Here is a 20,721-nt window from a genome sequence, read left to right as displayed (position 1 = left end):
CAACTGCTGGGCGATCTGCCGATACGTATGGCGTGCACGGCGCTGCGCGATGACCTGATCCACAACGTGCTTAGGCGTGGCATGGGGGCACTTGTGAGGCCGGGAGGTACGGTCAGTCAACCCTTCTGCCCCCTCTTCCTTAAAGCGCTTGAGCCATTTGTAGGCCGTTCGGACGCTGACACCGGCCGCATGCGCTGCTTCTTCCACGCGCAACCCCTGAACAAGGATGCGATCCACAAGCAGGGCTCGACCGCGAGGGCTCAAGCGGGCATGTTTATGCAGGTTCATCCGGGGCTCCTGGGGGCTGGGTTGGCTTGATAACCCCCATCTTCCAGAGATGCCCCGGATGAACAACCTACTGAGAGATCACAGCTAGTCCGAGTCCTGGCGCGCAAACCACTCTGCCGAATGCACCTCTTCTACAGCGACCTCAAGCAGCTGCCGCAGCGTCGCCAGCGGAATCTGCACCGGCACCGCGCCGGCCTGCAGCGTGACCCACACCGCCTCGTCCTGCGCGTCGGCCGACAGGGTCAGTAGCGTGTGCTCGCCACCGTCCAGGCTGGCCGACAGCTGCAGGGACATGCCGCCACTGGGCTCGGGCAGCCACAACCGGCTCAACGGCGGACGCAGGGGGTCGGTCATCGCGTCGGTCAGCTGGTAATGGTCTGGGTAAGCGATTCCCAGGTCGGCGGCAGCGGCCAGTTCGGTGCCTGGTTTCCATCCAGCACGCGGCGCAGGTCGCGCTTGTCGATCTGCGGAGCGAGCACATGCACCAGGTCCAGCGCGTAGTCGCGCAGCACCCGGTCGCGCGGTAGCACCGCCCAGGCGATGCACTCGGCGATCGGTGCCGGTGCCGGCCAAGCGCGTAGATCGTCGTCGTAGGCGCTGACCGCCATTTCCGCCACCAGCCCCACGCCCAGCCCGGCGCGGACATAGGTCTTGATCAGATCGGCATCCAGCGCGGTCAGCGCGATGCTGGGCTCCAACCCCACCTGCGCGAACGCCCGCTGCAGCGACGAGCCCGGCCGGGTGGACGATTCGTAGCTGATCAACGGATGTTCGGACAGCGCCTGCATGTCCGGCGCCAGCTTCGGCTGATCCAGCGCGTGTCCGCGCGGCACCACCACCAGCCGCCGCCAGCGGTACAACGGCACCGCGATGCCGGCACTAGGTTCGCCGCCAGCCGTGCTGACCACCGCGATATCCGCATCGCCCTGGCTGAGCAGATCCAGCGCCGCGCTTTCGGCCGCCTGCTGCAGGTGCACGCTGACCTGCGGGTAGGCGTACTTGATCTGCGCCACCGCCGGCGGCAGCACGAAACGCGCCTGGGTGTGGGTGGTGGTCAGGGTCAGCTGCCCCTGACTTTCGCGGCGCTGGTTGGCGGCGTAGGTCCGGATGTTGTTGGCTTCCGAAAGCACCGCGCGCGCGCGCTCGATCACTTCCACCCCGGCCGGGGTCACCGCATCCAGGCTGCGCCCCTTGCGTACGAACAACAGGAAGCCCAGCTCGTCCTCCAGCTGCTTGAGCTGCTTGGACAGACCCGGCTGGGTGGCATGCACCCGCGCGGCGGCCAGCGTGATGTTCAGCTCGGCATCGGCAATGGCGACCAGATAACGAAGTTGCGTCAGCGTCATGGGCTTATCTCCAGAAAAGCGCGAGGCGCCACAAGGACGTCGACTGTAGAGGACTTCTGCGGGCCAGCTTATAACCGAACGCTATTTTCAGGGTGTATGAAGTCATTTCCGACGGCTATATGCCGGCGGTACGGTCTGGCCCTCCCTTTCGATCCCCTCACCGTGACTGCTGCGTTTCCGCTCCTTGCCGACCTGCGTGGCCGTGCCGTCCTGGTGGTCGGCGGCGGCGCCGCGGCCGAGCGCGCCACTGCCGCGCTGTTGCGGGCCGGGGCGCTGCCGCTGGTCGGCGCCCCGGCGCTGACCCCGCAACTGCAGCAGTGGGCCCAGGCCGGAGACCTGCGTTGGCTGGCCGGGCGTTTCGACCCCGCATGGCTGGCCCTGCCCGACGCGCTGTTGTGGCTGACCATCGCCGCCAGCGACATCCCCGAGCTCAACGATGCCCTGCGCACTGCCGCCGGTGCCCGCCGCCTGCTGACCCATAGCCCCACGCCCGCCAGTGCCCAAGCTGCGCCTTCCCCCACGCAGCATGCGCACATCGCTCCGCTGTCCCCCGGCAGCGTGACCCTGGTGGGCGCAGGCCCCGGCGACCCCGGCCTGCTCACCCGGCATGCGCTGCGCGCACTGCGACAGGCCGAAGTGGTACTGCACGACCGCCTGGTCAGCCCGCAGATTCTGCGCCTGGCCCGCAGTAACGCGCTGCTGGTGGAGGTCGGCAAGTCCGCGCAGGGCCACAGCACGCGCCAGGAGCAGATCCACGCGTTGATGCTCGACCATGCGCGCGCCGGCCGCCGGGTGGTGCGCCTGAAGGGCGGTGACGCGTTCGTGTTCGGCCGCGGCGGCGAAGAGCTGGAATTCCTGCACGCGCAGGGCATCGGCTTCCAGGTCATCCCGGGCATCACCGCCGCACTGGCCTGCGCAGCCTACGCCGGCATCCCGCTCACCCATCGCGACCACGCGCAATCGCTGCGGCTGATCACCGCACACTGCAAGGACTCGCTGGACACCCTGGACTGGCAGGCGCTGGGACAGGAACGCCAGACACTGGCCTTCTACATGGGCGTGGCGGGTCTGGACGGCATCCAGCAGCGGCTGCTGCAGGCCGGCCGCGCATCCGCCACCCCGTTTGCGCTGGTGGAAAACGGCTCGCGCCCGCAGCAGCGCGTCATCACCGGTACGCTGGCCACGCTGGCCGCCACCGCCCAGTTGCACGCCGTGCGTGCCCCAGCGCTATTGATCCTGGGCGAGGTGGCGGCACTGGCGCAGACGCTGCACTGGTTCGGCGCAGCGCCACTGGGCACCCCACCCGCCCTGCACTCACCCATCGCAACGCCGCACTCGCCCACACTCGCCCACGCAGCCTGATTCCGACGGAGACCCCATGGCCCTGTACGACAACATCCTCGACACCATCGGCCGCACCCCGGTGGTCAAACTCAACCGCCTCGCGCCGGACCACGTCTCGCTCTACGTCAAGGTCGAATCGTTCAACCCCGGCGGCTCGGTCAAGGACCGCCTGGCACTGGCGATCATCCTCGACGCCGAGCAGCGCGGCCTGCTCAAGCCCGGCGACACCATCGTGGAAGCCACCTCCGGCAACACCGGCGTGGCATTGGCCATGGTCGCGGCCGCACGCGGCTACAAGTTCGTCGCCACCATGGTGGAAACCTTCTCCATCGAGCGCCGCAAGCTGATGCGCGCCTACGGCGCCAAGGTGATCCTGACCCCGGCGGCCGAGCGCGGCAGCGGCATGGTGCGCAAGGCCAGGGAGCTGGCCGAACAGCACGGCTGGTTCCTGGCCAGCCAGTTCGCCAATCCGGCCAACCCGGCCTACCACCGCAACACCACTGCCGCCGAGATCCTGCGCGACTTCGCCGGCCACCGGCTGGATCACTTCGTCACCGGCTGGGGTACCGGCGGCACCCTCACCGGCGTGGGCGAAGTGCTGCGCGTGGCGCGGCCGGAAGTGCGCATCACCGCCACCGAGCCGGCCGGCGCCGCCTTGCTGCAGGGCCAGGACTGGAAGCCGCACAAGATCCAGGGGTGGACCCCGGACTTCGTCCCCGAGGTGCTCAACCGCGAGGTCGCGCACGAGGTGCTGAGCGTGGAGGACACCGACGCCATCACCATCGCTCGCCGCCTGGCCGCCGAGGAAGGCATCTTCACCGGTATTTCCGGCGGCGGCACGGTCGCCACGGCGCTGCGCGTGGCCGAGTCTGCCACGCCCGGCGCAGTGATCCTGGCGATGCTGCCGGACACCGGCGAGCGCTACTTCTCCACCCCTTTGTTCGCCGACATCAACGAAGGCTCGGATGACGACTGGCTGGCAGGCCTGCCCTGAGCAGCCCTCGAAGCGATGCAATGAGGCCGCGCCGAAAGCGCGGCCTTTTGCTTGGTGCGGCAGGATTCGACTTGGCGCTTTGTGAAGAGCGAAGGCCGGGCGTACGGCGGCCTGAGAGCATGACGCGGCTCGCGTGGCGGCTGAACCGATGACTGTGTGAGTTGCCGTTCCGATGGTGTCGGTCTGTCGCAGCCGCAGACCTGTGCTGGCCTGTAGATAGCTGACGCGCCCAGATGCCACCGGACCTGCGTGTCCAACGTCACTCTTAAATGCGTCGCGCACTCCCGTCGGTGTCAAGGAAACGTTAGGATGACGGCCGTGATGTGGGGAGAACCGTGGTGAGCAACCGGCCGTATGGACACAGCGACACCCGCACTGCGCGGGCGCCATGGCTGGTGAAAATGACCTCGCCCGTGCACTTTGCGCTGGCGCTTGGTATCGGCGGATGGCTGCAGGACGTGTTGGCGCTGCCACTGCCGGAACCAACGCCCCTGGCCTGGATCCAACTGGCCGGTGGCCTGCTCGCCGGCCTTGGGCTGGCGTTGGCGCTGAGTTGTTTCGTGCTGTTCGCGCGTCGGCGCACCACCATCATGCCCAGCGGCCACCCGTCGCGGCTGGTACTGGACGGTCCCTATCGCTTCACGCGCAACCCCATGTATCTGGCGCTGGTCATGAGCTATGTCGGCCTGTGCCTGCAGCTTGGGCTGCCCTGGGCCGTACTGTTGCTGCCGCTGCCCTGGGTGGCCCTGCAGGGCTACGTCATCCCGTTCGAGGAAGCGCGCCTGCGGGTCGAATTCGGCCGTCACTACATCGATTACTGCGCACGCGTCAGACGCTGGCTGTAACGAACCGGCGCCACGTCTTCGAACTGACGCACCGACTACTTCGCTGCGGTTTCATTGGTCTGCCGGACGGTTGGATGGCAGGGCGGCCGCGTCGCAAACCATGAGATGAATGGCCACTAGCGTGGAGGCCCGCGACGCCTGCACCCATCACGCGTTCATCATTCAAATCCCATAACTATCACGCCATGAGAATCGAAGTCTGGCAAGGCGACATCACCGAACTCGACGTTGACGTCATCGTCAACGCCGCCAACGAATCACTGCTTGGTGGTGGCGGCGTCGATGGCGCCATCCATCGCGCAGCCGGCCCACGGTTGCTGCAAGCCTGCGAAGCGCTGCCACAGGTGCGCCCGGGCGTACGCTGCCCCACCGGCGAAATCCGCGTCACCGAGGGCTTCGATCTGAAAGCCCGCCACGTGTTTCATACGGTGGGCCCGGTGTGGCGCGATGGCAAGCACAACGAGCCCGAGCAGCTGGCCAATTGCTACTGGCAATCCTTGAAGCTGGCCGAGCAGATGCTGCTGCACTCAATTGCGTTTCCGGCGATCAGCTGTGGAATCTACGGCTATCCGTTGTACCAGGCCGCACGCATTGCCGTGACCGAAACACGCGATTGGCAACGCTCGCACAAGGTTCCCAAGCATATCGTGCTGGTGGCCTACAACGAGGCCACCTACAAGGCGTATCAGCAGGCATTGGCGACACAGGAAACGGCGGCTGCCTGATCGCCGCACTGTGTGCAGGCCGCAATGACGAGCGCCGCAAGGCGCTCGTTGCGTTTTGACCATTGGCAAGGTCGTTTGGCAAGGTCGTTGTCTGTCGCCGAGGCACAACCATTGTCGTCCTGGCAGGGGCACGGATGTGCAGCAACCCTGATGCGCACGGCGTCACCTGACCGGCTTGCACCAGGGCCACCTCACCTCCGGAAGCGATCGTCAGGCCGGTGCAGGCGGTGGCGTCAAGCAACGGCGGCGGCACCGGCATTGCCGGTAGGCAACGGCTGTCATCCTCTCGTGACTGTGCGGTGTGCATGCGTGTGTTGCGCTGGTCCGCACCTCGGCGCAATCCATCACCGCGACGACACGCAACAAAAAACGCCGGCATCGCTGCCGGCGTTCTGGTCTTGCAGGCGACGCGGCCTTGCGGCCGCGATCAGCTGATCAGCCCTTCCACTGGCCCAGTGCTGCCAGGCCATTTTCCTTGGCGCGCTCATAGATGACCTGCTGCGCCTTGGCGTAGTTACCGGTCATGTCCTGGGACCACAGCTTCAACGCCGCCTGCTGCATGGCGCGGCCGTAGGAGAAGCTCAGCGGCCACGGCAGATTGCCGAGCTGGTGCATCTCGTTGAGGTGCGCGGTGGACTGCTCGTCGGTCTGGCCGCCGGACAGGAACACGATGCCCGGCAGGATCGCCGGCACGGTCGACTTCAGGCACATCACGGTGGACTCGGCCACTTCCTCGACGCTGGCCTGCTCTTCGCAGCTCTTGCCGGAGATGACCATCGAGGCCTTCAGGATGGTGCCTTCCAGCACGACGTTCTGCTCGTACAGCGCGCCGAACAGCGAGCGCAGCGTGGCTTCGGTGACTTCGTAGCAGGTCTCGATGTCGTGGCTGCCATCCATGATGACCTCCGGCTCGACCATCGGCACCAGGCCCTGCTCCTGGCACAGCGCGGCGTAACGCGCCAGCGCATGCGAGTTGGCCTCGATGCAGGTGCCGGACGGAATGTCTTCACCGATGTTGATGACCGCACGCCACTTGGCGAAGCGCGCGCCGAGCGTGTAGTACTCCTCCAGACGCGCACGCAGGCCGTCCAGACCTTCGGTCACCAGCTCACCCGGCATGCCGGCAAGCGGCTGCGCGCCCTTGTCGACCTTGATGCCCGGGATGATGCCGTGCTCGGTCATGTACTTGGCGAACGGCACGCCGTCCTTGGTCTTCTGACGGATGGTCTCGTCGAACAGGATGGCGCCGGAGATGTAATCGCTCAGCTTGGGCGTGGTCAGCAGCAGTTCGCGATAGGCGCGACGGTTTTCTTCGATGTTCTCGATGCCGACGCTGGCAAAACGCTTGGCGATCGTGCTGGTCGACTCGTCGATGGCGATGATGCCCTTGCCCGGGGCGACCATGGCCTGGGCGGTTTCGGCAAGCTGTTCGATGCTCATGTAGTTCCTGTGGCAGCTGCGGGGGAGAACGAAAGTATAGCGACGAAAGTCGTACACATTCCTTCACGGAATGTCTGCAACCGATTACACCTTGCCTGCGTGACAGGATGTGTGGCGCGGCTCGCATCGCGGGAATCGGGAATCGGGAATCGGGAATCGGGAATCGGGAATCGGGAATCGGGAATCGGGAATCGGGAATCGGGAATCGTCAAAGCAAAGCATGACGTGCAGCTTGTTGCTTGCTTTGCTGTGATGCATCGCGCCAATGAGCTGCGGTGGCGCGGTTGAACATGCGCCACGCATGCGTTGGCTGGCGTGTGTGGATGTTGGTCTGTTGCATGGAGCTGCCTGCGGCATGCGCTACTAACGTTACGACTAGCCCTCCTTTCGTCGTCATCTATCCGGTCACACCGCACGTCGCTCACAGCTCTTCCGTTTCGTCGACGAGCAGGAAGACCGAATCGAAGTCGTGGACAGGCCTTGCCTTGTGAAACACATGGCGCGTCGCCGCCGCACCGTTACAGCAGCGCGGCGGTGATGTTGTGCTGGCTACGTAGTCGCCGGATACGGACCTTGAGCAACGCGCCGACCCAGGCCGAGCACTCGCCGGCGCCGGCATCTCCACACAGCACAACGGCGGCCCTGGGGCCGCCGTTGTGTGTCGCGTCGTCCGGCTCAGGTCATGCGCCCGATGCCGTCAACAGGGATTACAGCTCGCCCAGACCGGTGGCGCGGCCGTCTTCGCCCACTTCCAGCAGACGCAGCGTGTTGGTGGCGCCGTGCATTTCCATGTGCTCGCCGCTGGTGAACACCACGCGGTCGCCAGGTCCCATGCGCTCGTTTTCCACCAGCAGGCGAATCGCCGCACGTGCCGCTTCGCGCGGGGTCAGGCCGCGGCTGTCGAAGCTGATCGGGAACACGCCACGCATCATCGCCATCTGGCGGCGCGCGCCATCGTGACGGGTGAAGGCATAGATCGGCATGTTGGAGCGGAAGCGCGACAAAAAGCGCGGCGTGCCGCCGGATTCGGTCAACGCCACCACGCCGCCCAGGCCGATGTGCTCGGACAGGAACATGGTCGCCATCGCGATCGCCTGGTCGGCACGCTGCAGGTTGCGTTGCGCCGCTTCGAAATCGGTATCGAATTCGAACTGGTGCTCGGCACCCAGGCAGATACGCGCCATCGCTTCCACCGCACGCACCGGGTAGGCACCGGCGGCGGTTTCGGCCGACAGCATCACCGCATCGGTACCGTCGATGACCGCATTGGCCACGTCCAGCACTTCGGCGCGGGTCGGAATCGGGCTTTCGACCATCGACTGCAGCATCTGCGTGGCGGTGATCACCACCTTGTTCTGCGCCAGCGACTCGCGAATGATCTTCTTCTGCAGGCCCGGCAATTCGGCATCGCCGATTTCCACGCCCAGATCGCCGCGCGCCACCATCACCACGTCGGAGGCTTCGACGATTTCGACCAGGTTCTCGATCGCTTCGGTGCGTTCGATCTTGGACACCAGCTGCGCATCGCAGCCGTGCTGCTGGGCGATCTGACGCGCGTCGTGCATGTCCTGCGCGTTGCGGCAGAACGACACCGCGATGAAGTCCACGCCGATCTTGGCGACGATGCCGATCAGTTCCTTGTCGCGCTCGGTCAGCGCGCCCAGCGACAGACCGCCGCCCTGCTTGTTCAAGCCCTTGCGGTCGGACAGCACGCCGTCGTTCAACACCTTGGTGACGATGCGCTCGCCCTGCACGTCGGTGACCTGCAACTGCACCAGGCCGTCGTCGAGCAGCAGCACGTCGCCAGCGGTGACGTCCTGCGGCAGACCGAGGTAGCTCACGCCCACCTGGTGCTGGTCGCCGGCCGGCGCATTGGCATCGGCCACCAGGTCGAAGCGCTCGCCCATGGTCAGCTTGATCTTGCCTTCGGCAAAGCGTTCGATACGGATCTTCGGGCCCGGCAGGTCGGCCAGGATGCCGACTTCAGCACCGACACGGGCAGCAGCGGCGCGCACTTCCGCGGCACGCTTGGCCTGGCCGGACGGGTCGCCATGGCTGAAGTTGAGGCGCACCACGTTGACGCCCGCCTTGAACAGCGTATCCAGCACACCGGGCGCATCCGTTGCCGGTCCGAGGGTGGCGAGGATCTTGGTGCGGCGTTGACGTTCTTTCATGATGGCCTCCCTGTAAAAGCCGCGAAACTTAACACACACGTCACGTACCGAGGATGGCATTGCGGCATAGCCACCCTCCGATTCCGGCATGTCTTACAGACAGTGCGGGACAGTACGTACGCCTGCGTCTACGCTGCCAGCGGCAACGCAGACGGTCGCCACCCTAACCCGGTGGCGGTGAAGACTGCTCTGCGTGATGCGCACCGACACCGCCGATGCAGCGCGCAAGCGAACGCAACGGCCGCGGCGTGCTGCTCACGCCTGCAACAATGCTGCCAACTCGGCCGGCGTGCGTGCCAGCGCGCCGGCGCCGGCGGCACGCAGTTCGGCTTCGTCGCCGAAGCCCCACAACACGCCGATGCTGTGGATGCGATGGTGATTGGCACCGTCGATATCCATGCGGCGGTCGCCGATCATCACGCAGCCGGTCTTGTCGATCTCCAGGCGACGCAATGCTTCGGCGATCAGGTCCGGCTTGAAGCGGCGCTCGCCATCTTCGCTGGCACCGATCACGTTCTCGAAGCAGGCACCAAATGGCAGATGCTCGACGATGCGGCGCGCATAGCGCTCATTCTTGGAGGTAACCACCGCCAGACGATGACCGGCGTGCTGCAGGCCGGTGACAACGTCGCCGATGCCGTCGAACACGCTGAGTTCGGTCCAGCCCACCGCGTCGTAGCGCTCGCGGTAGACGCCGAGTGCGCGCTGCACCAGCGCCGGATCGTCGGGGAAGCACTCGGTGAAGCTGTCGCGCAGCGGCGGGCCGATCCAGGCACGCAGGGTCTGCGGCGACGGGCGCGGCTGGCCCACCGTCTCGAAGGCATGCGCGATGCTGGCGACGATGCCTGGCTCCGAATCGACCAGGGTGCCGTCCAGATCGAAAAACAGCGTGGCTGCACTCACTTGCCGCGGGCCTCGAGCGCGGCCACCGCCGGCAGGGTCTTGCCTTCCAGAAATTCCAGAAACGCACCGCCACCGGTGGAAATGTAGGTGACGTCCTTGGCGATGTCGTACTTGTCCACCGCCGCCAGGGTGTCGCCGCCGCCAGCAATGGAGAACGCCTTGGATGCGGCGATGGCGCGCGCCAGGGTTTCGGTGCCATGGCTGAAGGGCGCGAATTCGAACACGCCGACCGGCCCGTTCCACACCACCGTGCCGGCATTGGCGATCAGCTCGGCGTAGCGCTGCGCGGTCTGCGGGCCGATGTCCAGGATCAGGTCATCGGCCTCCACTGCGTCGAGCGATTTCACGCTGGCCGGCGCGTCGGGCAGGAACTGCTTGGCGACGACCACGTCGGTGGGCAGCGGGATCTCGGCTCCGCGGGTCTTGGCGTCGGCCACGATCTGGTTGGCGGTGGGAATCAGATCCGGCTCGTTCAGGGACTTGCCCACGTCATGACCGGCCGCGGCGATGAAGGTGTTGGCAATGCCGCCACCGACGATCAGCTGGTCGACCTTGTTGACCAGGTTGGACAGCAGCTCCAGCTTGGTGGAGACCTTGCTGCCGGCCACGATCGCCAGCAGCGGCTTGGCCGGGTTGTCCAGCGCCTTGGCCAGTGCATCCAGTTCGGCCATCAGCAGCGGGCCACCGGCGGCCACCGGCGCAAAGCGGATCACGCCATGCGTGGACGCCTGCGCACGGTGCGCGGTACCGAAGGCATCCATGACGAACACATCGCACAGCGCGGCGTACTTGCGCGCCAGGGTCTGGTCATCCTTGCCCTCGCCGACATTCATGCGGCAGTTTTCCAGCAGCACCACCTGGCCCGGCGCCACCTCCACGCCGTCGACCCAGTCGCGCACCAGCGGCACATCCACACCCAGCAAGGTGGTCAGGCGCGCGGCCACCGGCGCCAGCGAATCTTCTTCGGTCCAGCTGCCTTCCTTCGGGCGACCCAGGTGCGAGGTGACCATGACCGCGGCGCCCTTTTCCAGCGCCAGCTTGATGGTGGGCACCGAGGCGGTGATGCGCTGCTCGGAGGTGATCTGGCCGTTGTCGATCGGCACGTTGAGATCCTGGCGGATCAGCACGCGCTTGCCGGAGAGATCGAGGTCGGTCATACGGACGATGGACATGGGCGTGGCTCGCTAAGTCTGGGGATTAGGGAATCGGGATTGGGGATTGGTATACGGTGCCGCGCGTGCGTGCACGCGCTGTACGCAACGCAAGGCGCGACTGCGCCAGCTTGACCGGGCGCCGCGGTTCACAACGACGCCGCCATTGCACCTGCGGCAGACGCCGACGGCTCGGAGACCACAGCCTTGGCGGCGGAGATCGGGCATTCAGGGTTCGGAATCGGCCCGCCGTTCCGCAACCGGATGGTGCGCTGGGCGGGCGCCGCTGCCGCAAGTGCGGATGGCGCGGACGGTGGTCGGTCGGACACGACGGGCAATGCGACTGCCTTGGCGACGGGGGGCGCCCATTGTCGGACCTTCGCGCCGCAGCGGCAAACCGCCCGCGGCGCATGCAGGCTCAGGCCTCGCGATTGGCGCCGTTGCTGCGCAGCAGATTCACGGCGAAACCGCCCACCAGCAAGGCGCCTGCTACCAGTAACGCCCACAGCAGCCAGCGTTTCCAATCGTGCGGGGCGGCCGCCGGTTGCAGTGCCGCCGCACCCGCCAACGGTTGCGCACGGGCCGCCACCGCGGCCTGGGCCGGCTGCCACTGCGTGCCGCGCTGCTGCCGCAGCGCCTGCAACATGTCCGCCAGCGGTGCATCGCCACGCTGGACGCGCGCGCTGCCGGCAACCAGCGCGTACGGTGGCTGGCCCTGGGCAAGAAACATCAGGCGTTCGGGCTGGTAAGCCACCCGCAAGGCGGGGACTGCAGTGCTGCGCCCCTGGGCCGCCACCAGACGCCATTGGCGATCGCGCACCGGCGCGGACAGCAGCTGCGGCGGCGAGGTGCGGCGACCGAGCCGATAGGCCAACCAGGGGCCAGCCCGCCGCAGCCACACCGCATCATCGGTCTGGCGACTGTCCACGTTCCACTGCACTGCCTCGGCCTGGCCACCACCGACATCCAGTTGCGTAATAGGGAAGCGACCCGGCAGGACGTAGGTCACCGCGGTGTCCTGCGCGGTGCCGGGCAAGTCCAGCCATGTCAGTTGCGCAGGTGTGGTGAGGCCGTCGAGTTCTGCCTCCACCGCCCGCAGCGCCGGCAGGCTGCCCGACACCGGCACGATGCGCAGATAGCGGGCGCCGCCATCCACGGCGATGCGGCGTTGCTGCAGCCGCTGCGCCTGATTGTCCAGCGCCATGACCGTGGCATCGGAGGCCAGCACGCGCCAGTCGCGCAGATCGTCGCTGCCTTCCACCCGCAGCTGCGCCTGTACCGGTGTGTCGCCCGCCCAGTCCAGCCACAGCGCGCGCGGACGATCGCGCAGCGCGCTGGCATCGATCAACCAACTAGTGCCCACAGCAGAAGCTGCAGAGGTTCCGGTGGCGAAACGCCCCTCCAGGCGTCGCACCGCGCCGCTGGCATCGCGCTCGGCAATCAACTGCAGATCGCCCTTGCCGGTTGCCGCACCTTCGGGCAATGCGAAGACCGGCAAGCGGTGCCGGCGCGGTGCCGCCACCGGTGCCGCGTCGGCAGGCAGCGCGGCGGTGGGCATTTCTTCGCCGCGCGCATCAATCACCGTGATATCGCGCGCTGCCGCGTCATGCGCATTGCGATACACCGCCTCATTCAATGTCAGCTGATACAGACCGTCATCGGACGCCGCCAGCTGCAATGGCCATTGCTGCCGATAGTCCGGGCGGACATCGGCGGCCTGCGCCATCAGCGGCACCAGCAACAGCCATCCGCAATGCCGTGCGTTCATGCCTGATCCTTCCCCGCGCTGTCGTCGCCGGCAACGCGTCCTTCGACGATGGCACGCGGCGGCGCCGGTGCCAGATATCCCACCACGGTGCACAACAGCCCGTAGGCCATGAACGAGCCAATGCCGAGCAGATTGCCCAGATGCTGGCGATCGACCAGTACCAGCTTGGCCAGCACCAACCCCATCAGCAACGCACCACCCAGCCACAGACCACGCTGACCGCGCCGCGAACCGATCACCCAGCCCAGCACGCCGAGCACGCTCCACACGATGGTGAGGCTGGTCTGCGACAACGTCGCTTCCACCAGGCGCGCATCCCACGCCACCCCACCCCAGTGGTGCACGCTATGCAACGTACTGCCGGTGATCATGGCCCATCCCAGCACCCCAAGCGTGGTCACCCGCCAGCCGTGCAGCGCCGACGGTGCATGCCCGGACCAGGCCCAACGTGCGAACAAGGCCAGCACGGCCAGTTGCGCCAGCTCGGCCGGATTGAGCAGCGGCACCCACGGCAAGGGCGCCGGGCTGACCGGGTCCAGTACTGCAATCAGCCAGCCGATGCCCAGGACCGCAAACACGCAGCCCAGCAAGGCATTGCGAGTGGGCGCGAACGACTCTTTCTGCGGCCACGCCAGCCACGGCCAGCGCAGCAAGCCGACCGCGGCCACTGCCAACCAGGGGGTCGCCAGCAAGGCGCAGCGCCAGCCATTGGCAAGGGCAAAGGCATCCGCCAGCCAGGCCGCGCCCAGCGACACCACCGCCGGCCACAACAGCCACCAGATGAACTGCGCCACGATCGCGCCGCTGCCAGGCTGCATGCGCAGGCACCACAGGCCACGCACGCCTGCCAGCGCGAACGCCAGCCAGGCCAGTGCACCCCAGTGCGCAAACGGCTGCACGTGCGCGTGGTTCTGCCACAACGCCAACGGCGCGCCGAGCGCCAGCCCGGCCACGACGGTCCAGACCAGGGCCGCTGCTGGCCGGCGCCGATGCACCTCGGCCGCCAGCCACACGCTGAGCGCCACGAAGCCCAGCAGCAGATCCGGCTCGCTGCGCAGATCGCCGGCAAAGCGCAGGATTTCGTGGACTCCACACAGCGTCCACCAGCCCAGTCCCCACAGATACGCTACCAATGCGCGACGCGGCTGCCCGGCATCGCGCAGGAACCAGGCACTGGCCCAGCCGGCAATGGCGAGCAGCAACGCGCTCATGCAGGTGGCATTGGCCACCGCCATGGCGTCGTACCGCCAGCCATCCACGCCGAAGGCGACGCCGACGGCCGCCAGCAGCTGCAATGCGACACCGCTGACCTGCGGAACCCGTCGTTGCTGGCGCAAGCCCAGCCACAGCAAGCCCGCACCTTCCAGCGCGAACACACTGGCGGTGGCGCGGGCCGACAACGCCAGCGGCACTGCCAGCGTGGCGAAGCCAACCGCCAGCATCGCATGCGCTTCGCCAAGCAGCCGCGTGGACGCACGGCGCAGCAGCCACCTTGCCAGGCCCGCATAGACCGCGGCCACCGCCACCGCACACAGCGCCAACGGCAGACGCTCGCCTTCCAGCAGACGCGCCTGCAACGCAAAGGCCACCAGCGGCGTGCCGAACAGCAGGCCGCCATCGATCACCCAGCCCGCGCTGCCATCGCCGCGTCGCGCGTGCAGGACCGGAATGGCCACGTACATGGCGAAGAACAGCAACAGGAACGGCTCGGTGGTGGCAAATTTTGCCGGGCTGTACTGCAGCGCGCCCCATAGCGTGGCGATGCCGAAGGTGAAGGCGAATCCCAGCAGGTTGAGCACCCGCCACGGCCGCGTCCAGGCGATGGCCACGATGCCGGCATTGAGCACGGCATAGTACGAGAACAGCGCAACGTGGTTGCCGCTGCCGGTGGAGAGCCAGATCGGCGCCAGGAAACCGGCCAGCACGCCCAACACCGCCAGCGTGCGCGACTCCTGCAGCACTGCCAGCACGCACATGCCCGCAACCAACACGACGCTGATGCCCATCGCCAGGCCTGCGCCCAGCAATGCGTACAACTTGAATGCCGCGAACACCGTCAACAGCAATCCACCAATCGCGCCCCCCTGCAACGCCAACGCGAACCCGGGGCGTTGCAGCCGCTGCTTCCAGCCGAACACCAGCCCGGCAAGCGCCAGGACGCTGATGCCGGCCAGCCGCAGTTCGATCGGCATGCGCATCCAGCCCTGGTCGCTGGCGTACTTCAGCAACGAGGCCACACCGGCCAGCAACACCAGCATGCCCACCTTGACCGGCACGTTGCCTTCGGTGAACCAACGTTTCACCGCACCAAGCGCGCGCATGACCGGGTCCGGCCCGGCCGGCGCGTCGGACCACGGCTGCGGCTGCGGTTGCGGCTGCGGTTGCGGCTGCGGCTGCGACTGCGGCTGTTGCGATTGCGGTTGCGGTTGCGGTTGCGCGCGTGATGATGCGTCGCCCTGCGCGGCGGCTGCCGGCAACGGCGGCGCAGCCGCCGAAAGCGCATCTGCACCAGCCGCGGCAGGAAGTGGTGGCGGCAGCGGCACGGCTGTATCGGGTTGCGCATCCAGCACGACCGCGGGCGTACCGGCAGTCACTGCTGCATCGGCAGCCCCCCCATCCATCGCCTCAGACCTGCCGGATCCAGGCCATTGCTGCCTCGGCGCAGGGGCTGGTTGTCTCGCCGGCTCTGCCGCCGCCATTGGCGCCATTGGCGCCACTGCGTCCGCAGCGCCAGCCTGCCAGTGCGCGAGCCGCTGCTCCAGCGCATCCACGCGCCGCCGCAATCCGGCGATCCACACCAGCGCAATCACGACGCCCACCGGTACCGCGAGCAGCACCAGCACCACCAGCACGATTATCGTTTCCAACGCGCATCCTTTAGCCGGCATCCGGCCGACCCTAGCGCCGCCATGCTACCCGGCGCGCGCGCCAAAGTCGCCGCGTGCAAGGATTTGCCGGACGACACGCCCTGTGGAGTTTTTCACTCCGCAGGCGCGTTGCCGCCGGCCGGATAGAGCTATGCGAGAAGAGCGGCTGCAGCACACTGCCGTACCACGCAAACACACTGATTGCCGACCGACAGTCCCGCCAACAGGCTCGGCGACATACCGTCCCACCGATGCATGCGCATAAAAAAACCCCGGACATGCCGGGGTTCTTCGAGACCATGCTGAAACTTACTTGGCCACAACCCGCACCATTTCCAGGCACTTGTTGGAATAGCCCCACTCGTTGTCGTACCAGGACACCAGCTTGACGAAGGTGGAATCCAGCGCGATACCGGCGTCGGCGTCGAACACCGAGGTGCAGGTCTCGCCGCGGAAGTCGGTGGCCACCACCTTATCTTCGGTGTAACCCAGGATGCCCTTCAGGGCGCCTTCGCTCTGTGCCTTCACTTCGGCGCAGATCTCGGCGTAGGTGGCCGGCTTTTCCAGTTCAACCGTCAGGTCGACCACCGACACGTCAGAGGTCGGCACGCGGAAGCTCATGCCGGTCAGCTTCTTGTTGAGCTCGGGAATGACCACGCCCACGGCCTTGGCTGCACCGGTGGAGGACGGAATGATGTTCTCCAGGATGCCGCGGCCGCCACGCCAATCCTTGTTGGACGGGCCGTCCACGGTCTTCTGGGTGGCAGTTGCCGCATGCACGGTGGTCATCAGGCCGCGCTTGATGCCCCACTTGTCGTTGATGACCTTGGCCAGCGGTGCCAGGCAGTTGGTGGTGCACGACGCGTTGGAGACGATCGCCTCGCCGTTGTAGGTCTTGTCGTTGACGCCGTAGACGAACATCGGGGTGTCGTCCTTGGACGGGGCCGACAGGATCACCTTCTTGGCACCGGCGTCGAGATGCTTCTGCGCGGTTTCCTTGGTCAGGAACAGGCCGGTGGATTCGATCACCACATCGGCGCCCACGGCATCCCACTTGAGGTTGGCCGGGTCGCGTTCCTGGGTCAGGCGGATCTTCTTGCCGTTGACGATCAGCGTGTTGCCGTCGACCGAGACGTCGGCCTTGAAGCGGCCGTGCACCGAGTCGTACTGCAGCATGTAGGCCAGGTAGTCGGGCTCGAGCAGGTCATTGATGGCCACGATCTCGATGTCATTGGCGAAGTTCTGCACCGCAGAGCGCAGCACGTTGCGTCCGATGCGACCGAATCCGTTGATGCCAACCTTGATTGCCATGTTCACTAGCTCCTGCGGCCGCGACAGCGCGGCGGATGGAAAGGGGCCACCATTCTAACAGCGTCCTTCTGGTACGGCCGTGCTGTTGCGTGCACACGCGGCAGGCAGGGATGCGGGTCGCTCCAGATCAGAGCGATGACGGACACCCACCGCGCGCGCCCCCTGTAGCCACCAGCTGGCACCTTGGCTGTTTGGCCCGACGGGAATCGGCACCCGCATGAAGGGCCGACCTGCGCCTGCCGTTGCGCGGCTTGTGGCCAGGCAGTCCCTACATCCTTACCCGTCATCGAAACACCAGCGAACTCACCGATCGCGACCACCAACGTAAATATTCTTTGTTTTCCAATTACTTATAATTAAACCAGCTACGCCGAAAAGCTTATTCATGCATATGCCGACCAGCAGCATTTCGGCACCCCGTGGATTTCGATACTGGCCCTGCCTGCTGAGGCACCCAATCAATCACACGGAGATTCCCCATGCGTCGCATCCTGTTCTCTCTGACTTTGGCTCTGGCTGCCACCCCGGCGCTGGCCGGCGGCGTCATGCACTACACCGAGAAGGCGTCGCTACCGGCCGATGGCGAAGCGCGCGAAGTCGCCGCGCTGTTCGATACCTGGAATGCGGCGCTGGCCACGGGCAACCCGCACAAGGTGGCCGACCTGTATGCACCCGATGGCGTGCTGCTGCCGACGGTCTCCAACGAGGTGCGCGCCTCGCGGTCGCAGATCGAAAACTACTTCGAGATGTTCCTGACCAAGAAGCCCAAAGGCGTGATCAATTACCGCACCGTGCGCGTGCTCGATGACGACAGCGCAGTGGATGCCGGTGTCTACACCTTCACCCTGACCGACAAGAACGGCAAGCAGAGCAATGTGCAGGCGCGCTACACCTTCGTGTATGAGAAGCGCGACGGCAAGTGGCTGATCATCAACCATCACAGCTCCGCGATGCCGGAAGTGGACGCCCCGCAGGTCGCCAGGGCCAAGTAATGCCCGCGCCCGGCAGTGCGCCGCCCGCTGTCTGCGCCCTACCGCGCATCACCGTCGGTATACCTCCCCCGCCGACGGTGGCGCGGTCCGCAACGCACTGCGCATCCGGCCTGCGGCCTGCCTGCGACAAGCGCCATGGCGCGCCGCGCTGCTGCCATTGCGCAGCGACGCTGCCGCCGACGCATCACCACCCGCATCGCGATGACCCGGATGGTTGCGGCCCTGGTTTGATCAGGATCAAGGCGGCGGCCACGCAAACCCTCAAGACTTCGTCCATCCCCTCCACACACCGAGACCCTCTATGCGCATGCGCTCTTCCCTTCTGCTCGCCGGCCTGGCCGCCAGCCTTGCCAGCGTCCCCGCACTGGCTCAGTCCAAAGGTGACTGGACCGTTGCCGTCGGCGCGCACCAGGTCGCTCCCAAATCCGACAATGGCCGCCTGGTCGGCGGCACGCTTGAAGCGGACGTGGGCAAGGACATCAAACCGACCTTTACGGCCGAATACTTCATCGCCGACAACCTGGGCATCGAAATACTGGCTGCGCTGCCGTTCGAACACGACATCGCGCTGCGCGGAGTGGGACGCGTCGGCAGCACCAAGCATTTGCCACCGGTGATCTCGCTGCAATACCACTTCAACAGCCAGGGCAAGGTCTCGCCGTTCGTCGGCGCCGGCATCAATTACACGCGGTTCTTCAGCACCGATACCAGCGGTGCACTGGCCGGCAGCGAGCTGGAACTGGACGATTCGTGGGGCCTGGCCCTGCATGCCGGGCTGGACTTCAAACTCGGCGAGCGCGGCGCGTTGCGCGTCAACGCGCGCTGGATCGACATCGACAGCGAAGCCCGCCTCGACGGCACCCGCATCGGCACGGTCAATATCGACCCGCTGGTCTACGGCGCGGCATACGTGTATCGGTTCTGAGGTACAGCAGCAAGCGCGGTGCATCTCTGGCACACTTGACGTCCAGGGACGTGCATCCACCGCCGGAGTTGCGGACAGGTCGATCGCGTCGAGCGCCTGTCCGACCTACCGGGGATTCCATGAGCATGTTCATCCGCACCGCCCTCGCCATCGCATTGGCCGCTTCGGCCACTCCCGTCCTTGCACAGTCGGCCGGCCATTGGACGACCGGCTATGGCGCGGGCTATGTCTCGCCCAAGTCCGACAGCGGCAACTTCAGCGGCGCACGCGCCGAGATCAAGGGTGCGCCGACACTGTCGTTCACCTACGAATACTTCATCCGCAACAACCTGGGCATCGAAGTAAACGCCTCGGTTGCCGGCAGGCACGACCTTGAACTGGAAGGCGTCGGCAAGGTTGGCAGCTACTGGTCGGTGCCGCCCAGCGTGCTGTTGCAGTACCACATCAATGGCTACGGCACGGTGTCGCCGTTCGTGGGCGTGGGCATCAACTACAGCATGCTGCTTGGCGAAGACACTGAACCGGCGCTCGGCAACGGCGACCTGCGCCTTGGGGATTCGGTTGGCGCCACCGCGCACGTCGGTGTGGATTTCATCTTCAACGACCGCAGCGGCTTGCGTGTGGACGCGCGCTGGACCGATTCGCGCAGCAACGTCGACTTCAACGGCACGCGGCTGGGCAAGGCGCGGATTGATCCGCTGACCTACGGCATCTCGTACCTGGTCTATTACTGATCGCGCTGCCGCTGCCGTGCCAATAGGCAATGGCAAGGTGTCGGCGGCAGCCACATAACCGCCCGCGATGCTTGCGTACAATCCGGGGATGAAAATCTTTTCCCTGTCCCGTTTCGCCCTTGCCGCGGCGCTGACCGCGGCGATCCAGCCCATCACCGCCTTCGCCTGGGGCGCACAAGGCCACCGTCTGGTGGCCCGCGTTGCAGAAACCGAGCTGAGCCCGCAGGCGCGTGCGCAGGTGGCGCAGCTGCTGGCCGGCGAGCCGGACCCGACGTTGCATGGCGTCGCCAGCTGGGCCGACGAGTTGCGTGAACACGATCCGGATCTGGGCAAGCGCTCCGGGCCGTGGCACTACGTCAACCTGGGCGAACACGACTGTGGCTACGAGCCGCCACGCGACTGTCCGGATGGCAACTGCGTGATTGCCGCGCTTGAGCGGCAGACCGCACTGCTCGCCGACCGCAGCCAGCCGCTGGAGGTGCGCCGCCAGGCATTGAAGTTCGTGGTGCACTTTGTCGGTGACATCCACCAACCCATGCACGCCGGCTATGCGCACGACAAGGGCGGCAACGATTTCCAGCTGCAGGTCGATGGCAAGGGCAGCAACCTGCATGCGCTGTGGGATAGCGGCATGCTCAACGACCGCCACCTCAGCGACGAGGCTTACCTGCAACGTCTGCTGGCCCTGCCAGCCGCCGCCCCTGTCTCGCCAGTGCTGCCGCCGCCGGCAGCGGCGTGGGCACAGGCGTCCTGCAAGATCGCCATTGCTCCCGGCACGTACCCAACGGCGCACGTATTGCCGGAGGGCTACATGGCCACCTACCGACCGATCGCCGAAACGCAGCTGCGCATCGCCGGCGACCGGTTGGCCGCCGTGCTCAATGCGGCACTGGCCGCCCGCTGACATGGAGACG

General features: G+C 66.4%; 19 protein-coding genes. 8 read left to right on the top strand and 11 right to left on the bottom strand.

Annotated features, from left to right (window positions below; genetic code table 11):
• From A7D17_RS23420 to A7D17_RS19165, 3 genes are all read right to left on the bottom strand, one after another.
• Nucleotides 1-288, bottom strand: a 288-nt coding sequence (locus tag A7D17_RS23420) for a leucine zipper domain-containing protein (RefSeq protein ID WP_153041997.1), incomplete at its 3' end; no start/stop codon positions are given.
• An 84-nt stretch (nucleotides 289-372) separates the two neighbouring features.
• Entirely contained in the window at nucleotides 373-642 is a 270-nt protein-coding gene (locus tag A7D17_RS19170; RefSeq protein WP_064510551.1) for a hypothetical protein, read from the bottom strand.
• Nucleotides 643-650: 8 nt separating this feature from the next.
• Nucleotides 651-1,634 (bottom strand): LysR family transcriptional regulator, encoded by a 984-nt coding sequence (locus tag A7D17_RS19165; RefSeq protein WP_064510550.1) that lies wholly within the window; start codon nucleotides 1,632-1,634, stop codon nucleotides 651-653.
• 162 nt (nucleotides 1,635-1,796) lie between these two features.
• Between A7D17_RS19165 and cobA the strand changes: the two genes are divergently transcribed.
• The 4 genes from cobA to A7D17_RS19145 all read left to right on the top strand — a co-directional run bounded on the left by cobA (nucleotide 1,797) and on the right by A7D17_RS19145 (nucleotide 5,542).
• Nucleotides 1,797-2,996, top strand: coding sequence for a uroporphyrinogen-III C-methyltransferase (cobA, locus tag A7D17_RS19160; RefSeq protein WP_082862165.1), 1,200 nt, complete (start codon nucleotides 1,797-1,799; stop codon nucleotides 2,994-2,996).
• A gap of 16 nt (nucleotides 2,997-3,012) precedes the next feature.
• A complete protein-coding gene (gene cysK, locus A7D17_RS19155) occupies nucleotides 3,013-3,972 on the top strand; it encodes a cysteine synthase A (RefSeq protein WP_064510549.1) in 960 nt (319 codons plus the stop codon).
• Between the two features lie 338 nt (nucleotides 3,973-4,310).
• A complete protein-coding gene (locus A7D17_RS19150) occupies nucleotides 4,311-4,817 on the top strand; it encodes a methyltransferase family protein (protein ID WP_064510548.1) in 507 nt (168 codons plus the stop codon).
• Nucleotides 4,818-5,002: 185 nt separating this feature from the next.
• On the top strand, nucleotides 5,003-5,542 hold the full coding sequence (locus tag A7D17_RS19145) for an O-acetyl-ADP-ribose deacetylase (RefSeq protein ID WP_029220742.1): 540 nt from the start codon (nucleotides 5,003-5,005) through the stop codon (nucleotides 5,540-5,542).
• Between the two features lie 435 nt (nucleotides 5,543-5,977).
• Here the strand turns inward: A7D17_RS19145 and A7D17_RS19140 are convergent, their stop codons facing one another.
• The 8 genes from A7D17_RS19140 to gap all read right to left on the bottom strand — a co-directional run bounded on the left by A7D17_RS19140 (nucleotide 5,978) and on the right by gap (nucleotide 17,156).
• A complete protein-coding gene (locus tag A7D17_RS19140; RefSeq protein ID WP_064510547.1) occupies nucleotides 5,978-6,982 on the bottom strand; it encodes a class I fructose-bisphosphate aldolase in 1,005 nt (334 codons plus the stop codon).
• 208 nt (nucleotides 6,983-7,190) lie between these two features.
• A complete protein-coding gene (locus tag A7D17_RS25050; protein ID WP_275655085.1) occupies nucleotides 7,191-7,322 on the bottom strand; it encodes a hypothetical protein in 132 nt (43 codons plus the stop codon).
• A 367-nt stretch (nucleotides 7,323-7,689) separates the two neighbouring features.
• On the bottom strand, nucleotides 7,690-9,156 hold the full coding sequence (pyk, locus tag A7D17_RS19135) for a pyruvate kinase (RefSeq protein WP_064510546.1): 1,467 nt from the start codon (nucleotides 9,154-9,156) through the stop codon (nucleotides 7,690-7,692).
• Nucleotides 9,157-9,411: 255 nt separating this feature from the next.
• Entirely contained in the window at nucleotides 9,412-10,059 is a 648-nt protein-coding gene (locus A7D17_RS19130) for an HAD family hydrolase (protein ID WP_064510545.1), read from the bottom strand.
• Nucleotides 10,056-11,231, bottom strand: coding sequence for a phosphoglycerate kinase (locus A7D17_RS19125; RefSeq protein WP_064510544.1), 1,176 nt, complete (start codon nucleotides 11,229-11,231; stop codon nucleotides 10,056-10,058). Before A7D17_RS19125 ends, A7D17_RS19130 begins: the two co-directional genes overlap by 4 nt.
• Before the next feature lie 397 nt (nucleotides 11,232-11,628).
• Nucleotides 11,629-12,978, bottom strand: a complete 1,350-nt coding sequence (locus tag A7D17_RS19120) for a DUF3999 domain-containing protein (protein ID WP_064510543.1) — start codon at nucleotides 12,976-12,978, stop codon at nucleotides 11,629-11,631.
• The gene (locus A7D17_RS19115; RefSeq protein ID WP_425479644.1) at nucleotides 12,975-15,866 is read right to left on the bottom strand and encodes a DUF2339 domain-containing protein; all 2,892 of its coding nucleotides are present in this window, start codon (nucleotides 15,864-15,866) and stop codon (nucleotides 12,975-12,977) included. Before A7D17_RS19115 ends, A7D17_RS19120 begins: the two co-directional genes overlap by 4 nt.
• A gap of 288 nt (nucleotides 15,867-16,154) precedes the next feature.
• Nucleotides 16,155-17,156, bottom strand: a complete 1,002-nt coding sequence (gene gap, locus A7D17_RS19110) for a type I glyceraldehyde-3-phosphate dehydrogenase (protein WP_064510566.1) — start codon at nucleotides 17,154-17,156, stop codon at nucleotides 16,155-16,157.
• 479 nt (nucleotides 17,157-17,635) lie between these two features.
• On the opposite strand from gap, the gene A7D17_RS19105 reads away from it, so the two are divergent.
• From A7D17_RS19105 to A7D17_RS19090, 4 genes are all read left to right on the top strand, one after another.
• Nucleotides 17,636-18,148, top strand: coding sequence for an SgcJ/EcaC family oxidoreductase (locus tag A7D17_RS19105; protein ID WP_064510541.1), 513 nt, complete (start codon nucleotides 17,636-17,638; stop codon nucleotides 18,146-18,148).
• 301 nt (nucleotides 18,149-18,449) lie between these two features.
• Nucleotides 18,450-19,073, top strand: coding sequence for an OmpW/AlkL family protein (locus tag A7D17_RS19100; protein ID WP_064510540.1), 624 nt, complete (start codon nucleotides 18,450-18,452; stop codon nucleotides 19,071-19,073).
• 119 nt (nucleotides 19,074-19,192) lie between these two features.
• Nucleotides 19,193-19,807 (top strand): OmpW/AlkL family protein, encoded by a 615-nt coding sequence (locus A7D17_RS19095; protein WP_064510539.1) that lies wholly within the window; start codon nucleotides 19,193-19,195, stop codon nucleotides 19,805-19,807.
• A 67-nt stretch (nucleotides 19,808-19,874) separates the two neighbouring features.
• Nucleotides 19,875-20,711, top strand: a complete 837-nt coding sequence (locus tag A7D17_RS19090) for a S1/P1 nuclease (RefSeq protein ID WP_239692254.1) — start codon at nucleotides 19,875-19,877, stop codon at nucleotides 20,709-20,711.
• Nucleotides 20,712-20,721: the final 10 nt, after the last annotated feature.

It is taken from the genome of Xanthomonas floridensis (genome assembly GCF_001642575.1).
GTDB lineage: Bacteria > Pseudomonadota > Gammaproteobacteria > Xanthomonadales > Xanthomonadaceae > Xanthomonas > Xanthomonas floridensis.
The sequence above is the reverse complement of the archived record's forward strand: the minus strand, read 5'-3'. Positions and strand labels throughout refer to the sequence as shown.

Bases quoted from the DNA above. Each gene is read 5' to 3' on its own strand.
- A7D17_RS19170 (WP_064510551.1), bottom strand. From the start codon at position 642: ATGACCGACCCCCTGCGTCCGCCGTTGAGCCGGTTGTGGCTGCCCGAG.
- A7D17_RS19165 (WP_064510550.1), bottom strand. From the start codon at position 1,634: ATGACGCTGACGCAACTTCGTTATCTGGTCGCCATTGCCGATGCCGAG.
- cysK (WP_064510549.1), top strand. From the start codon at position 3,013: ATGGCCCTGTACGACAACATCCTCGACACCATCGGCCGCACCCCGGTG.
- A7D17_RS19145 (WP_029220742.1), top strand. From the start codon at position 5,003: ATGAGAATCGAAGTCTGGCAAGGCGACATCACCGAACTCGACGTTGAC.
- A7D17_RS19140 (WP_064510547.1), bottom strand. From the start codon at position 6,982: ATGAGCATCGAACAGCTTGCCGAAACCGCCCAGGCCATGGTCGCCCCG.
- A7D17_RS25050 (WP_275655085.1), bottom strand. From the start codon at position 7,322: ATGCAACAGACCAACATCCACACACGCCAGCCAACGCATGCGTGGCGC.
- pyk (WP_064510546.1), bottom strand. From the start codon at position 9,156: ATGAAAGAACGTCAACGCCGCACCAAGATCCTCGCCACCCTCGGACCG.
- A7D17_RS19125 (WP_064510544.1), bottom strand. From the start codon at position 11,231: ATGTCCATCGTCCGTATGACCGACCTCGATCTCTCCGGCAAGCGCGTG.
- A7D17_RS19120 (WP_064510543.1), bottom strand. From the start codon at position 12,978: ATGAACGCACGGCATTGCGGATGGCTGTTGCTGGTGCCGCTGATGGCG.
- A7D17_RS19115 (WP_425479644.1), bottom strand. From the start codon at position 15,866: ATGCCGGCTAAAGGATGCGCGTTGGAAACGATAATCGTGCTGGTGGTG.
- gap (WP_064510566.1), bottom strand. From the start codon at position 17,156: ATGGCAATCAAGGTTGGCATCAACGGATTCGGTCGCATCGGACGCAAC.
- A7D17_RS19105 (WP_064510541.1), top strand. From the start codon at position 17,636: ATGCGTCGCATCCTGTTCTCTCTGACTTTGGCTCTGGCTGCCACCCCG.
- A7D17_RS19100 (WP_064510540.1), top strand. From the start codon at position 18,450: ATGCGCATGCGCTCTTCCCTTCTGCTCGCCGGCCTGGCCGCCAGCCTT.
- A7D17_RS19095 (WP_064510539.1), top strand. From the start codon at position 19,193: ATGAGCATGTTCATCCGCACCGCCCTCGCCATCGCATTGGCCGCTTCG.
- A7D17_RS19090 (WP_239692254.1), top strand. From the start codon at position 19,875: ATGCTTGCGTACAATCCGGGGATGAAAATCTTTTCCCTGTCCCGTTTC.